At 69.7% G+C, this 15233-nt stretch carries 12 protein-coding genes; 5 read left to right on the top strand and 7 right to left on the bottom strand.

Annotated features, from left to right (window positions below; translation table 11 throughout):
* Positions 1-59: 59 nt before the first annotated feature.
* From AB0D12_RS35165 to AB0D12_RS35140, 6 genes are all read right to left on the bottom strand, one after another.
* Entirely contained in the window at positions 60-785 is a 726-nt protein-coding gene (locus AB0D12_RS35165; RefSeq protein ID WP_362692297.1) for a YoaK family protein, read from the bottom strand.
* A 161-nt stretch (positions 786-946) separates the two neighbouring features.
* A complete protein-coding gene (locus AB0D12_RS35160; RefSeq protein ID WP_362692374.1) occupies positions 947-1786 on the bottom strand; it encodes a carbohydrate ABC transporter permease in 840 nt (279 codons plus the stop codon).
* A 95-nt stretch (positions 1787-1881) separates the two neighbouring features.
* A complete protein-coding gene (locus tag AB0D12_RS35155) occupies positions 1882-3225 on the bottom strand; it encodes a sugar ABC transporter permease (RefSeq protein ID WP_362692294.1) in 1344 nt (447 codons plus the stop codon).
* Positions 3226-3236: 11 nt separating this feature from the next.
* On the bottom strand, positions 3237-4565 hold the full coding sequence (locus AB0D12_RS35150; RefSeq protein WP_362692291.1) for an ABC transporter substrate-binding protein: 1329 nt from the start codon (positions 4563-4565) through the stop codon (positions 3237-3239).
* A 35-nt stretch (positions 4566-4600) separates the two neighbouring features.
* Positions 4601-6280, bottom strand: coding sequence for a glycoside hydrolase family 13 protein (locus tag AB0D12_RS35145; RefSeq protein WP_362692288.1), 1680 nt, complete (start codon positions 6278-6280; stop codon positions 4601-4603).
* Between the two features lie 200 nt (positions 6281-6480).
* Positions 6481-7752, bottom strand: a complete 1272-nt coding sequence (locus AB0D12_RS35140) for an ABC transporter substrate-binding protein (RefSeq protein WP_362692284.1) — start codon at positions 7750-7752, stop codon at positions 6481-6483.
* 167 nt (positions 7753-7919) lie between these two features.
* Between AB0D12_RS35140 and AB0D12_RS35135 the strand changes: the two genes are divergently transcribed.
* From AB0D12_RS35135 to AB0D12_RS35125, 3 genes are read left to right on the top strand one after another with little or no spacing between them, the layout of a single operon-like run.
* Positions 7920-8426, top strand: coding sequence for a PadR family transcriptional regulator (locus AB0D12_RS35135; RefSeq protein ID WP_327321768.1), 507 nt, complete (start codon positions 7920-7922; stop codon positions 8424-8426).
* A complete protein-coding gene (locus AB0D12_RS35130) occupies positions 8423-9226 on the top strand; it encodes an ABC transporter ATP-binding protein (RefSeq protein ID WP_362692281.1) in 804 nt (267 codons plus the stop codon). The genes AB0D12_RS35135 and AB0D12_RS35130 overlap by 4 nt, the downstream gene beginning before the upstream one ends.
* A 2-nt stretch (positions 9227-9228) precedes the next feature.
* Positions 9229-11538 (top strand): FtsX-like permease family protein, encoded by a 2310-nt coding sequence (locus AB0D12_RS35125; RefSeq protein ID WP_362692278.1) that lies wholly within the window; start codon positions 9229-9231, stop codon positions 11536-11538.
* A gap of 120 nt (positions 11539-11658) precedes the next feature.
* Here AB0D12_RS35125 and AB0D12_RS35120 read toward each other — a convergent pair whose 3' ends face one another.
* The gene (locus AB0D12_RS35120; RefSeq protein WP_362692275.1) at positions 11659-12777 is read right to left on the bottom strand and encodes a sulfite oxidase; all 1119 of its coding nucleotides are present in this window, start codon (positions 12775-12777) and stop codon (positions 11659-11661) included.
* 394 nt (positions 12778-13171) lie between these two features.
* On the opposite strand from AB0D12_RS35120, the gene AB0D12_RS35115 reads away from it, so the two are divergent.
* Both AB0D12_RS35115 and AB0D12_RS35110 read left to right on the top strand, forming a co-directional pair.
* On the top strand, positions 13172-14551 hold the full coding sequence (locus AB0D12_RS35115) for an FAD-binding oxidoreductase (protein ID WP_362692272.1): 1380 nt from the start codon (positions 13172-13174) through the stop codon (positions 14549-14551).
* A gap of 122 nt (positions 14552-14673) precedes the next feature.
* Positions 14674-15171 carry an SPW repeat protein gene (locus AB0D12_RS35110; protein WP_362692269.1) on the top strand — a complete coding sequence of 166 codons (498 nt, stop codon included), beginning with the start codon at positions 14674-14676 and terminating at the stop codon, positions 15169-15171.
* Positions 15172-15233: the final 62 nt, after the last annotated feature.

Genomic DNA, 15233 nt, shown 5'->3' with positions numbered 1-15233 from the left:
GGCTCGCGCGCGGGATCGTCCGATCGCGTACCGCGTCCGTGGAGAGCGTGAAGCAGGGGTCACATCGTCGTCGGAGGACGGTGCCGGGAGGTGATGGCGACCGCGGCCGCGACGGCGAGGACGACGGCGGCCACCAGGAGCAGTACTCCCGTCGGTGACCAGTGCAGGTGGAGCAGCCATGCGCCGAGGATGCCGCCCGTGAACATCGCGAGGACGGCGACGCCCCTGCGGGCCGAGGCGCCGCTGCCGTAGCCCAGCGCCGTGTCGTGCCCGAGAGGCGAACCGCTGACCAGTGCGGCGATGGTCCGCGTGACCAGGGTGGTGGGCAGGTCCGGCACATGAGCGCGCATCGCGGTCACATTGCGCATGCCCATGGCGAGCGCCACCAAGGCCACCACCGCGATGTGGCGGGCGGACGGCGCACCGTCCGCCCGTACGAGCCCCCAAGCCGTGAACGCCGCCACAGCGAGCAGCCCCGACTCCATGATCAGCGCGAGAACGAGCCACCGGCGCTTGCGGGCTTCCATCGCCGACTCCAGCCGGGCGCCGAGGAGGGCTCCGGCGGCGAACGACCCGAGCGACACGGACGTCGTCACTGCGGACGCGCTGCCCTCGCCCACGAGCGCGAATCCGAAGAAGAGCACATTGCCGGTCTGCATGGCGGTGAACACGGACCCCAGAGCGAGCAGGCTCACGGCTTCGACCATGCCCGTTGTCAGCGTCAGCGCCTCCATGAGCGATGTGAGGGTTGTGTACGTGAGGTCGGGCCCGGGCTTCGTCTCCAAGCCGGCTCCTCGGCTGCGGCGGCGGTGTCCGGCAAGTGTGCGTACCCGCCGGGCACCGCCCGCACCATTGCGCCAACCGTGGGCCGAACCCCGGCAGTGAAGCCGGGTTCAGGACCCGGCTTTCACGTCGGCTATTCGCACGTCGGCCACTTGTACGCCGGCTATTTGACGGAGCCCGCCATCACTCCCTGGACGAAGTGGCGCTGGAAGGCGAAGAAGACGACCAGCGGCACCACCAGCGAGAGGAAGGCGCCCGGCGCCAGAACCTCGATATTGCTGCCGAACTGCCGCATCTCGGACTGGAGGGCGACCGTGAGCGGCTGGGACTCGCTGTCCGCGAAGAGCAGTGCGACCAGCATGTCGTTCCAGACCCAGAGGAACTGGAAGATGGCCAGGCTGGCCAGCGCCGGCCGTCCGAGAGGAAGGATCAGCCGGGAGAAGATCCGCCACTCGCTGCCGCCGTCCATCCGCGCGGCCTCCAGCATTTCGCGCGGGATCTCGGCGAAGTAGTTACGGAGCAGGAAGATCGCGAAGGGCAGTCCGTACGCGACATGGAAGAGGATCACACCCGGAATCGTGCCGAACAGCCCGACGGCGCCGAACAGTTTGGCCACCGGCAGCAGCCCGATCTGGACGGGCACCACGAGGAGGCCCACCACCACCAGGAAGATCGCATCGCGGCCCGGGAACTCCAGCCAGGCGAAGGCGTATCCGGCCAGTGCCGCGATTCCGACGACCAGGGCGGTGGCCGGCACCGAGATCAGCACGGTGTTCCAGAAGGCCTGCGTGATACCGGAGTTCTCGAACAGAGCGGTGTAGTTGTCGAGGGACAGCTGCCCGGGGTCGGTCAGCGCCGTCCACCAGCCCTCGGTCGCGTTGTCCTGCTCGGAGCGCATCGAGGAGAGGAACAGCCCGGCCAGCGGGGTGATCCAGACAAGTGCGACCACGATCAGGACGGCCTGGACCAGTCCGTTGCCGAACCAGGTGCGCAGTCGGCTCAGCGGACGCGGGCGCGGGCGCCGCGGCAGAGTGGCGAGGTGGGCGGAGGTCGCGGCCGTTCGCGGGGACGAATTGCGCTCGATGGTGCTGTGGCCACTCATTTTCCGCTCCTTCGGAAGCGCCGGACATTGAAGATCATGGCGGGCACGACCAGAAGCAGCAGCAGTATGCTCAAGGCGCTGCCGAGTCCCTGGTTGTTGCCGCCGCCGAAGGACACCAGCCACATCCGGGTCGCCAGCACATTGGCCTCTTCCTGGACCGGTCCCGGCGCGATGATGTAGACGAGGTCGAAGACCTTCATCACATTGATCACCAGGGTCACGAAGACCACCGTCAGTACCGGAGTGAGCAGCGGCACCGTGATCTTCCGGAAAATCTGCCACTCGTTGGCGCCGTCCATCCGGGCCGCCTCCAGCGAGTCCCGGGGGAGAGCAGCGAGCCCTGCTGCGATCAGCACCATCGAGAATCCGGTCCAGATCCACAGATAGGCACCGATGATGGCCGGGGTCACCAGCGCCGGGCCGAGCCAGGAGATGCCTTGGTAGGGTGCCGCGAAGTTCTCCGCCGGAAGCCGGACGGTGTACGAACCGGCTTCCAGGCCGTGGAAGTTGAACGAGCCGTCCGCAGCGGTGGTGGCCGTGGCCGCCACCTTTCCGTCCCGTACCGCCTCCACCGACATCCCCGGCAGGCCCTTCTCGGCCGGGTCGACCTTGCCCGGCGTACCGCCGCCGCCGGGGGTGAAGTCGAGGTAGACGACGCCCCTGACCTCGTCCGCGGCGGGCGCGGCGGAGGACGCGGCATGTGCGGGCCGGGCCTCTGCCGGCATCTTGTCCGGTGCCACTCCGACGAAGCCGAGACTGATCGACTTCCCGGGACTGACCGCGTCGGCCGTCCGGTACGTTCCGCCCGTGTCCCTGGTCAGGCCCTGGTTCTCGCGGGCCCTGGCGGTGGGGTAGGCGGAGCGGTCGTCGAAGGCGTCGTGTACGCCGACGGCCACGGCGTTGAGCACGCCCCGGTCCGGGTCCTCCTCGTAGACGAGCCGGAAGATGATGCCGGCGGCGAGGAACGACACGGCCATGGGCAGGAAGAGCACCAGCTTGAAGGCGGTGGCCCAGCGCACCTTCTCGGTGAGCACGGCGAGTACCAGGCCGAGACCGGTCAGCAGAACCGGAGCCACGACCACCCAGATGGTGCTGTTGCGGATCGCTTTGAGCGTCGCGGGGTCGCTGAATATCTCGGCGTAGTTGTCGCCGCCGACGAAGCGATCACCGCTCGCGTCGAAGAGGCTGCGGCCGGCGGAGAACAGCACCGGGTAGACGACCAGCGCGCCGAGCAGCAGCAGGGCGGGCAGGACGAACACCACCGCGATGTTCCGATTCCTGCGCTGGGCACGCCGCCGCGGGGTGGCGGCGTGCCCGGATTTGGTGACAGTGGCAGCCATGGAGTGCGACCTCAGTTCCGGTACGCCTTGGCGGCCGCGGCTTCGAGCTTGGCCGCGGTGGCCTTCGGGTCCGAGGGGTCGCGCAGGAAGTCCTGGAGGAGCTTCCACTCGCCCACACCCTTGGTTCCGCCGAACGCGGCCGGGGCCTGGTCGGACATGTCGAAGCGGACCGAGTCACCTGCCTCGACCAGTGACTTGGCCGTGGCACGGGTGGTGTCGTCCGCGTACGAGGCGGGCTTCACATCCTTGTTGGGGGAGACGAAGCCGCCCGCGCCGGCCCAGACCGCAGCCGCTTCCGGAGTGGCCAGGAACTCCAGCAGCCGCTGCGCCCCCTTCTGGTTCTTGCCGTCCTTGAGCACCACGGCCGCGTCGCCGCCGCTCACCACCGGTGCCTTGCCGCTGTCGACCCCGGGGAACGGGAAGAACTTGGCGTCCTCGCCGAGCTTGCGGCCGAAGTTGTCCTTGGCCATACCGCCGACGAAGTCGCCCTCGTAGACCATGCCGGCCTTGGGCTCGGGTCCGAAGACCTGCTCGATCGAGCCCGGGAAGTCGGTGCGCAGCGCTCCTGCGGAGCCGCCCGCGACGAGCTGCTTGTCCTTGAAGACCTCGCCGAGCGTGGTGAGTGCCTTGACCACGCTTGCGTCGGTCCACGGCAGAGTGTGGGCGGCCAGCTGGTCGTACTTCGCAGGACCCGCCTGCGAGAGGTAGATGTTCTCGAACCAGTCGGTGAGGGTCCAGCCGTCCTCACCGGCGACGGAGAATCCCGGGAGTCCCGAGTCGGCGAGCGTACGGCCCGCCTTGAGCATGTCCGGGTAGCTCTTGGGCTCCGTGACTCCGGCCTGCTCGAACGCGCTCGGGCTGTACCAGACGGTCGACTTGTGGGCCGCCTTGAAGTAGAGGCCGTAGTAGGTCTTGTTGACGGTGCCGTAGTTCTTCCACACCTCGGCGAGGTTGGCGCCGGCGGTCGTCGCGGTCTTCTGCGACAGGGGTGCGAGCCAGCCCTCCTTGGCGAACTGCTGGAGCACGCCGACCTGAGGCACCATCGCCACGTCCGGGGCGTTGCCGCCCTCGATCTTGCTGCCGACGAAGGTGGAGACATTGTCACCGGTGGGCACGAAGACCGTCTTGGCGCCGGTCTGTTCGGTGAACGCGTCCAGCACCTTGCGGAAGTTCTTCTGCTCGCTGCCGGTCCAGACACCGGCCACGGTCACGGTCTGGCCGCTGAGCTCCTTGCCGCTCGCCGGGCCGGTCGAGCCGCCGCAGGCCGTCGCACCGAGGGCGAGGGCGAGTGCCGTGGAGGCGGCCGCAGCTGTCCGCCGGTTTGTTGAGAGTCGTCGCATGGTGACAGTCCTTCCAAGAGGGGGGATCGGGGAGTTCAGGGGGTGGGGCAGTCGCCCGTCCACCACGCGGCGGTCGCTCCGGGGAGCACACCGTCCGGGCAGGGGCCGCTGGAGAGGAGAGGAGTACCGGCGACCGGCGCGGCGACGGGTTCGGTGCCGAAGTTGACCGCGCAGATCAGGCCGTCACCCCGGACCATGGCGAGGACCTGCGGCGGCGACTCCAGCCAGCGCAGGCTGCCCTCGCCCAGCTGGGGAAGACTGCGGCGGAGCTGGAGCCCTTCGCGGTAGAGGTGCCAGAAGGAGCGGGTGTCGGCCAGCGCCCGGTCGGTGGCGTGTTCGGCGAACCACTCGGGCTGTGGCAGCCAGGGCCTGGCTCCGGCCGCGCCCTGGCTGAAGCCGAACGGGGAGGCGTGACCTGACCACGGCAGCGGCACCCGGCAGCCGTCCCTGATGCGCTTGCGGCTGCCCGTGCGGTGGAAGATCGGGTCGGTGAGCACATCGTCCGGCAGGTCCAGGACCTCCGGGAGGCCGAGCTCCTCGCCCTGATAGACGTACGCGGCGCCGGGCAGCGCCAGCATCAGCAGTGCGGCGGCGCGGGCCCGTGCCGCACCCAGCCCACTGGCCTCCACGCCGGGCTCACCCGCGTAACGGGTGACCGTGCGGACCTGGTCGTGGTTGTTGAGCACCCAGGTGACGGTGGAGCCGGTTCCCGCGATGTCGCGTATCGCCGCCGTGATGGTGGTCCGGAAAGCGTCGGCATCCCAGGGGGCGCTGAGCAGATCGAAGAAAAAGGCCTGGTGCAGCTCGTCGGGACGTACATACTCCGCGTGTTCGCGCGCGGTCGGTACGGAGACCTCTCCGACCAGTAGCCGCTCGTTGCCGTCCCGTGCCGTGTACTCCTCGCAGACCGAGCGCCAGCGCCGCCACACCTCGTGGACCTCGGGCTGGTTCCAGGCAAGCGGGTTCACCGAGTCCCGGGAGCGCTCGTCGGCGGCGGGGTCGGCCGAGTCGGGCAGCTCCGGGTGCTTGAAGAGGCCGGCGGCGACATCGATACGGAAGCCGTCCACGCCCCGGTCCAGCCAGAAGCGGAGCACCTGCTCGAAGGAGTCGCCCACCTCAGGGTTGCGCCAGTTCAGGTCGGGCTGCTGCGGAGTGAACAGGTGCAGATACCACTGCCCGGGGGTGCCGTCGGCTTCGGTGATCCGGCTCCAGGCGGGGCCGCCGAACATCGCCCGCCAGTTGTTGGGCGGCTCCGCGCCGTCCGGGCCGCGGCCGTCGGCGAAGTGGAACCGGGTGCGGGCGGCGCTGCCGGGACCGGCGGCGAGCGCCTCACCGAACCACGGGTGCTCGCTGGAGCAGTGGTTGGGGACGATGTCGAGCAGCAGCTTGAGCCCGAGTCGGCGGGCGTCGGCCATCAGCAGGTCGAACTCGGCCAGGTCGCCGTAGACGGGGTCGACATCGCGGTAGTCGGCGACGTCATAGCCGTGGTCGTGCTGGGGCGATGGATAGAACGGGCTGAGCCAGATGCCGTCGACACCGAGCTTCCTCAAGTACGGAAGCCCGGCCCGTACGCCGGCCAGGTCACCGATGCCGTCCCCGGTGCTGTCGAGGAAGCTGCGGACGTAGACCTGGTAGATCACCGCATCGCGCCACCAGGCGGGGGCGGTGGCGGTGCGGGAGGGCTGGCCGAGGGCGGCCGGAAGAGCTGTGAGCATCTCGCGTTGACCTGTTCCTGCTGGATGCGAGAGCGCCCCAGAGCGGGTGCGCTGTTATGCATGCATGTTAAGTAGCGGTGACGGGAAGGTGTCAACGATGCGGTGAAAATCTGCCCGATATACCCGAGAATTTGGGGGTATGCAAAGGCCGGTCAGTACTTAACATGTAAGTAGTGACCGGTGTGGAGGAGTGCGCAGATTCAGCCCTTGCGGGAGATCGATCCCAGCTCGCGGGACAGCCGGGCCACGGCCTGCTGCGGCGTCTGCCGCAGCGCCATGACGTCCTGTACGACGGCCTGCACGGCGAGACTCACCTGGTCGTACCGGGGGCTCTTGGGGCGCGGCTCGGCCGCCAGCACGCTCTGCCGAAGCGTCGGCAGATACGGGTAGGCCCGGATCAGAGCCGGGTCCTCGTACAACGAGGCGCGCACCGGCGGCAGCGAGCCCTTGGTGAGCACCTGTCGCTGGACGCGCTCGCTGGTGAGATAGGCGATCAGATCGGCGGCCGACTCCGGATGCCGGGAGTGGCTGCTGACCGCGAGATTGGAGCCGCCCAGCACGCTGGTGCCCGGCCCGGACGGTCCCGGCAGCGGCACGGCGCCGAATTTGCCGGCCACCTTCGACCCCTTGGCGTTGGCCATCGCATACACATAGGGCCAGTTCCGCAGGAAGAGCAGCCGGCCGTCCTGGAACGCCTGCCGGGACTCCTCCTCCTTGTACCCGCGGGCCTTGGGGGAGATCCAGCCCTCCCGCACTCCGCCCGCCAGGAAGTCGAGTCCGGCACGGGCCGCGGCCGAGTCCACCGTCACCAGCGCGCCGTCGTCCCGCAGGATCGAGCCGCCCGCCGAGTGCACGGCTTCGGTGGCGTTGACCGTCAGTCCTTCGTACGGCAGGAACTGACCGGCGTAGCCGTCCATGCCGTACTTGGGAGCGATCGTCCGGGCAAGCCGGGCCAGCTCCGCCCAGGTGCGCGGCGGCCGTTCGCCTGCCCGCTCCAGGATGTCCTTGCGGTAGTACAGCAAGCCGGCGTTGGTGACATACGGAACCGCATACAGGCGGCCGTCGAAGGTTGCGGTGTCCACCACGGGCGCCAGAAAGGTGTTCAGCGGGAACCGGCCCGGCCGCAGCGGCGAGATCATGCCGGCCGCCGCGAACTCGGAGGTCCAGGCCACATCGATGTTCAGTACATCGAACCGGTCGCTGCCGGACCGCAGTTCGCTGATCATCTGGGCCCGGGTCTCGTCCGCGGAGTCGGGCAGCTCGACGAGCGTGACTTTCTCCTTAGGACGGCCGCGATTCCAGTCGTCCAGCAGCGGACCGAGATAGTCGGTGAGATCGCCCGCGGTCACCAGCGTCATGGGGCCGCGGCCCTTGGGATCGCCGGCACCGGGCTGGGTGGCGAAGCCCGCGTAACCCGCGAGCAGCACCACGACAACCAGAAGCCCCCTACCCGCGGCGTGCATCCACCGCATAGGTTCCTCCCAGTGCACCGATCCGGCTGCGCCGCCGTCCCATGTGGCCTATGTATACCCGTTAGGCATGGGCGATACTAGATGCCCAGGCGGAGAAGGCGGGTGGCGCGAACCACAGCCCGTATCCGAGCCAACAAGAAACTACGGAGCGGGAGGGAGGGGAGCGCGTGCGGCTGCCGCTCCTGGCACTCCTCTCCCGTGGCCCGGCGCACGGTTACGAGCTCAAGCAGGACCTTGAGAAGCTCCTGGGCGCCGCGTACCCTCAGCCGAACGTCGGCCAGATCTACGTCACCCTCGGGCGGCTGGAAAAGGTCGGTCTGATCGCCGGCGAGGACGTCGAGCAGTCGGGCAGGCCCAACAAGCGTACGTACCGGCTCACCGATGCCGGGCGTGAGGCCGTGCTCGCCTGGTTCGACGAGACCACGGACGAGCCGCGGGTGAGGGACGAGTTCTTCATGAAGATCGCCCTCGCCCCGGAGTCCGGGCTGGCCGACCCGGTCACCCTGATCAACAAACAGCGGCGGCAGTATCTGAACACCATGCGTGATCTGTCGAAGCTGGCCGCATCCGAGGACCGGAACAACAGGGTCTCCCAGCTACTGATCGAGGGCGCGATGCTGCATCTGCAGGCCGACCTCGACTGGCTGGAACGCTGTCAGGAGGAGCTGGAATGAGCGACGACGCCGCTCCTGCCGTGCTGGGCGAGTCCGGACCCGTAAGCGGTCGGGGAGACACGGTGCCGATCGTGCGCGCCGAGGGCCTGACCAAGACCCATCGCGGCGAAGGCTCACCCGTGGAAGCCGTACGCGGAGTGGATCTCACCGTCCAGCCCGGGGAATTCGTCGCCGTCACCGGGCCCTCCGGCGCCGGCAAGTCCACACTGCTGCATCTGATCGGCGGACTCCAGCGGCCCGACAGCGGCCGTCTCTGGCTCGACGGCCGCCGGGTGGACGAGTATCGCGAGGCCCGCTGGGCGGTGCTGCGCCGCCGGAGCATCGGCATCGTGTTCCAGTTCTTCAACCTGGTCTCCGATCTCACCGTCGCCGACAACGTCGAACTGCCCGCGCTGCTCGCCGGCGCCTCACCCAGGGCAGCCCGGGACAGCCGTGCCGAACTGCTCGCCGAACTCGGCCTCGAAGGCAGGGAGCGGTCCATGCCGGGCGAGCTCTCCGGCGGCGAGCAGCAGCGCGTTGCCCTGGCCAGGGCGCTGGTGAACCATCCCGCGCTGCTGCTCGCCGACGAACCGGCCGGCAGTCTGGACAGCAAGGGCACCCGGGAAGTGCTCCGGCTGCTCTCCCGGTTCCACCAGCGCGGGCAGACCATCCTGCTGGTCACCCATGACGCCCGGATGGCAAGCGCTGCCGACCGGGTCATCAGCTTCTTCGACGGACGCATAGCCGACGATGCCGCGCTCGGGGCGGGGAGCCGCGGCCCGGGCGGCGGCGTCTCCGGCGTACTCGAACTGAAGGAGTGACCGTGCGGGCCACTCTGCGCTGGGCGCACGCCGATCTGAGGGCACACCGCGGACAGTCGCTCTTCGTCGTCCTGGCCAGCGCCGGGATCATCGCCTCCCTGCTGCTCGCCGTGGCCCTGTTCAGCTACGCCGCCAACCCCTGGCAGCGGATCTTCACCCAGTCCAAGGGCGCCCACGTCTGGCTGCACACCCGCGTCGCCGCGGACACGGACGCGCTGTCCGGGCTGGACGGTGTCGCCGGTGTCTCGGGGCCGTACCGCACCGGTCGGGCGACCCTGGAGTCCCGTGGCGCCAGGGCGAGCGTGTCCTTGCGCGCGGCCGGCACCGAGCCGCCGCAGATCGCCAGGCCGCTCGTCACCGCGGGCCACTGGCTCGATACACAGACAGCGGGCGTCGTGCTGGAGAGCTCGGTCGCGCGTGTGCTGTGGGCGGAGCCGGGCGACACCCTCACCGTCGCGGGATCGGACGGCACGGCCCGCACCCTCCGGGTGGCCGGTGTCGCCGAGGCCGCGGAACCCCGCTACCGGCCGGGCGGCGAGCCCGGCATCGGCTGGGTGCTGCCGGGCACGCTCGACGCCGTGGCGCCACACAGCACCGGGCAGAGCGTCGGGCTGCGGCTGGACGATCCGGCCGACATCGACTTCACCGTCCAGCAGGCCGTCACCCTGCTCGGCGCCGACCGGGTCGCCCAGGTGACCAAGTGGCAGCAGGCGCGCGCCGAGGCCGGGAGCGACGACCGGCTCCTCGGGCAGCTGTTCGCCGTGTTCGGGCTGGGCGCGCTGCTGGCCGCCGCGCTCGCCGCATCCGGGGCGATCAGCGCCCGTATCCGCGGACAGCTGAGGGATATCTCGATCCTCAAAGCGATCGGGTTCACCCCGGGCCAGGTGGTACGCGGCTTCCTCGTCCAGCACCTCGCCTTCGCGCTGCTCGGCGTCACGCTGGGCACGGCGGCGCTCGCCCTTCTGGGTGCCCGGATACCCGGCCGGATCGGGGACGCGGCCGGGGTGTGGCAGGACCTGCCCGGGCACACCGCCGTGATGCTCGGCGTCCCGAGCGGCGCGGTGCTGCTGATCGCGACCGCCACAGGACTGGCCGCCTGGCGGGCCGGACGAGTACCCCCGGTACCCGTCGCCCGGGCGGCCCTGCCCTCGGCCGCACCGATGACCGGGCTGGGGCGCCGGGCACTCGGAATGCGGGTGCCGCCGGCGCTGGTGCTCGGCTGGCGGGCGGCCTTCCCCCGGCGGACTCGCACCCTGATCACCGTGGCCCGCCTTGCGCTGCCGCTGCTCATGATCACGGTTGCGCTGGTCGCCTGGTCCACTCTGGACATGTTCCGCGGCCGCCCCGCGGAGATGGGCGTGCCCGCGGCGCTGACCGTACGGGCCGAGCAGCCCGGCAGTCTGACCGGTCAGGAGCTGGACCGCGCGCTGACCGCGCCGCCGGACGTCGCCGCGGTCCACCCCGGCGTGGAGGTCGCTGCCCTGGTACCCGGCCAGACCGGCACCATCACCCTGCGCGGGCTCGGCACCGCCCGCGCCCCCTATCCGTTCACCGTCGTCGAGGGGCGCACTGCCGATGGCCTCGACGAGGCGGTCGCCGGTCAAGGGCTGCTCGATCTGCTGGATGTACGGGTCGGCGACTGGGTGCGGATGACGGTGGAAGGACGGCCGCAGATTCTGCACATCGTCGGCCGCAGCATCGAACCGGAAGCCGGCGGCCGGGTGATCTCCACGACGGTCGACACGCTCCAGGAACGCGATCCCGCACTGCGACCGGACTTCCACCTGCTCGTCCTGCGGCCCGGCGCGGATCCCCGGGCGGTGAGCAGCGCTCTCGCCGAGAGGGCCGGAGGCGCGCTGGAGATCCGCGAGACGGCCAATCCGGCGGACCGGCTGGAACCGGCGCGGGGCGTGATCGCGGCGCTGGTCGGGGTGCTGGCCCTGATCGGGTTCCTCGAGCTGCTGACACTGATCAGTACCGGGGTCCGTGACCGCGGCCGCGATCTGCTCGCGCTCAAGGCGATCGGTCTGACACCGCGGCAGATCAGCTCGGCGATCGTGGCGGCCGCCGGCTTCACGGCACTGGTGGCCGCCGCGCTGGGCACCGGGCTGGGGGTGCTGTCCGGCAGCTGGCTGGTGGACACCCAGGGTCGTTCCAGCGGTATGGGAGCCGGGATCGCCCATGTCCCGCCTGCCGTCCTGCTGGTGTCGGTGGTGGCCGGAGCAGTTCTGGGCGCGGTCGCGGCCGCGGCGGTACCGGCCGCCCGGACCGCGCGTCGGCGGCTGGCGGATTCGCTGTCCGAGACGCTCTAGGCCGAGACGCTCTCAGGCCGAGACGCTCTCAGGCCGAGACGTTCTGAGTCCGAGAGGCTCTGACCATCCGAAGGCGGAGGTCGCCGGAGCTGCCTCTTCGAGGCTTCACCTTCTTCGGTGCTACGCCCCGGGTGTGCACAGCACGGAAATCCGCTGGACGAGGTTGTTGGCGAACCCGCCGCGGTTCCACGGCTGGCTGAGCGGCTGGCTGTGGCCCTCGTCGTCAGTGGCCCGCACACTGAGCACATGGCTGCCCGGCGTGGCGGTCCAGGACGCCTGCCAGTGGCGCCAGGCCCAGCCATGTCCGTCCGGCGGGGCGAGCTCGGCATTGCTCCAGGAGCGCCCGTCGTCGGTACTCACCTCGACCGTTGTCACCGGGGCACGGCCGGACCACGCGCGGCCCTCCAGTCGCACCCGGCCGGGACGTACGACACGGGTGCGGGACATGAAGTCCGGGAACCCGGGCGGGATCATGAGGGCACGCGGAGCAATCCGCGTGACCGGCTCGCCGGGATCTTCGGGCGACTGACAGTAGCGGTAGGCCACCGCCTGCTGGAATCCGGTGAACGGGACGTCGGTGAGGGCGATGTCGCGCAGCCACTTCACGTGCGCCATGCCGTACCACCCGGGGACGATCAGCCGCAGTGGATGGCCGTGTTGCGGAGGCAAGGGCCGGCCGTTCATCTCGTACGCCACCAGCACCTCGGGATCGCGGCCCATGGCCAAGGACAACGGGAGACTGCGCTGATAGTCCTGCTCGATGCCGCGCTCCACGCCATGATCGGCTCCGGTGAACACGGCCTCGACGGCATCCGCCGCCACCCCCGCCTCGGCGAGCAGCGTGCGCAGCGGCACCCCGGTCCACTCGGCTGTTCCCACGGCCTCGACCAGCCATGGCTGGCTCACCGGCCGTGGTGAGAGCCGGGCCCGGCCGTTGCCCGCGCACTCCATCGTCACGCGCTGAGTGACGGCCGGAAAGGACAGCAGTGTGCGCATGTCCAGGGTCAGCGGGGTGCGCACCCGGCCGCCGACGGTGATCTTCCACGCGTCGGCATCGGCGGCGGGGATGTCGTAGTGGACCAGTACGTAGTGCAGTCCGGCCGGGGTGAGGTCGTAGCGCAAAGCCTCCAGCGGCAGCCCGTGGTTGCGGGCCGCGAGCGCCAGTTCCTCGATGCTGATGCCTTCGTCGGGTTCGGCGATGCGCCCTGGTGCGCTGATGTCACCGATGCTTCCGTCCATGGCCCCATGGTGCTCTCCGAGCCGGGCCCGGGCACCTGGCGGTGCCGCGGGATTGCGCCGCTCGCCCACCGGCGGGACGCTGGTCATGTCAGCTCTGCGGCGTCCGGGTGCGCTTGCGGCCCATGACGGTGCCGGAGCGCTGGCACGCACTGTTGCTCAGCAACAGCCCAGCAGGAGAGGCGACATCCGTCCCTGCCCCTGTTCCGCTCAGCCGCTGTTCCGCTCAGCCGCCGAGCGAGTTGGCCGGCTGTCTGAGAGAGCCCGGGCTTCCAGACGCCCCGGGCCGGGGCCCGCCGCCGGCGACTACCACGGCGGCGGCGAGGCCAGGATGCTGCGGCCGGAATGGCCGAAAGGCCTGGCGGGTTGCGGTCTGCACCTCGTCGAGGAGATCACGATGGACGGCACCACTCTGGAAGGAATGCGGACTGCCCTGCGCGGTCCGGTCATCGGCCCCAAGGACCCGGAGTACCACCAGGCCCGCAAGATCTACAACGCAATGATCGACCGTGAGCCGGCTGCCATGGTGCGGTGCACGGACGTGGGGGATGTGATGGATGCGGTCGATTTCATCCGCGACCACGGTCTCGAACTCGCCGTACGGGGCGGCGGACACAGCGGCCCGGGCCTGTGTCTGGTGGACGACGGCGTCACCATCGACCTGTCGCCGATGCGCTGGGTGCGCGTCGATGCCGCCGCGAAGACCGCCAGGGTGGGAGGCGGCAGTGTTCTCGGCGATCTCGACCACGCCACACACGCCTTCGGTCTCGCGACCCCCGCCGGCATCATGTCGACAACGGGCGTCGGAGGCCTCACCCTCGGCGGCGGTCACGGCTACCTGACCCGCAAGTACGGTCTGACGGTGGACAATCTGCTGTCCGCGGACGTCGTGCTCGCCGACGGCAGCTTCGTCACCGCGAGCGAGACCGAGAACCCGGACCTGTTCTGGGCGCTGCGCGGCGGTGGCGGGAACTTCGGCATCGTCACCTCGTTCGACTTTCGGCTGAACCCGGTGCACACCGTGGGTGTCGCCATCACCGTCTGGCCGGTCGACAGCACCCGCGAGGTGCTGCGGTGGTACCGCGACTTCCTGCCGCAGGCACCCGAGGACCTCTACGGCTTCTTCGCGCTGCTCACAGTTCCGCCGGGTCCGCCGTTCCCGGAAGAGATCCAGGGGCACAAGATGTGCGGCGTTGTGTGGTGCTGGACAGGAGACCCGGCCCGCCTCGAGGAGACTCTCGCGCCCGTGACCGAGCCCGGCCGGCCGGCCTTCCACTTCACGGCACCGATGCCGTACCCCGTGCTGCAGACCATGTTCGACGAACTGATCCCCGCCGACCTGCAGTGGTACTGGCGGGGGTCCTTCTTCGACCGGATCACGGACGAAGCCATCGATGTACACCTCAAGTACGGCGAGAACCTCCCCACCGACCTGTCGACCATGCATCTCTACCCGGTCGACGGGGCGGCCCACAAGGTCGGCGCGGACGACACCGCGTGGGCCTACCGGGACGCCGTCTGGTCCGGTGTCATCGCCGGTATCGACCCCGACCCGGCCAACGCGCAGACGATCAAGCAGTGGGCCGTCGACTACTGGGAAGAGCTGCAGCCGTATTCCATGGGCGGCTCGTACGTGAACTTCCTCGGCGCGGGCGAGGGCCAGGACCGGGTCAAGGCCACCTACCGCGGCCATTACGACCGGCTCGCGGAGATCAAACGGATCTACGATCCGCACAATCTGTTCCACGCCAACCAGAACATCGAGCCCGCCAAGTAGCGCTGAACCCGCAGGCAGAGCATTGGCCAAAGGTGCTTCTGTGTCGCCTGTTGACCGGCATGCCAGGTAAGCGTTTCATGGAGTTAAAGGGCAGATAAAGGCTTCTATAGGAGGCGGCCCGCATGACCACCCATCCGAGCATTGAGCAACACCCCGACCTGGCCGAGATGCGATCTCGGTTCGAACGGGCGACCACCACTCCCCGTGCCCAGGCGATCGAGACCCTCGCCCTGCTCACGGGCCTGTACCTGGCCGCCTCGCCGTGGATAGTCGGGTTCAACGGCCTCACCACACTGGCCGTCTGCAATCTGATCACCGGCGTTGCCTACGCCGTATGCATGGGCGGGTTCGGCTCGGCATACGAGCGGACCCACGCCATGGCCTGGTGCGCCATAGCCATCGGAGCATGGACGATCATTTCTCCGTGGGTCGTTTCCGGCAACGTCGATACGGTGCGCAGCGTGGTCAACAACATCATCGTCGGCCTCGTGGCCCTGCTGCTCGGCCTGGCCATGGCTGCCATGGACGACCGTCGAACCGGTCTCGCTCCCAGTCGCCTGCGCACTCGCGCCCGTTCCGCCCCCGGCACCGGTGGCCCGAACATCGACCCGATGCGCTGACGGCCCTCAGCGCCCGAACGGGCCCCGCCGCCCCGGCGGCGGGGCCTCGCTGTGGTCAGGCA

Source organism: Streptomyces sp. NPDC048479, assembly GCF_040651435.1.
Lineage (GTDB): Bacteria > Actinomycetota > Actinomycetes > Streptomycetales > Streptomycetaceae > Streptomyces.
Note: the sequence above shows the minus strand (reverse complement) of the source record. Positions and strands in the feature narration are given on the sequence as shown.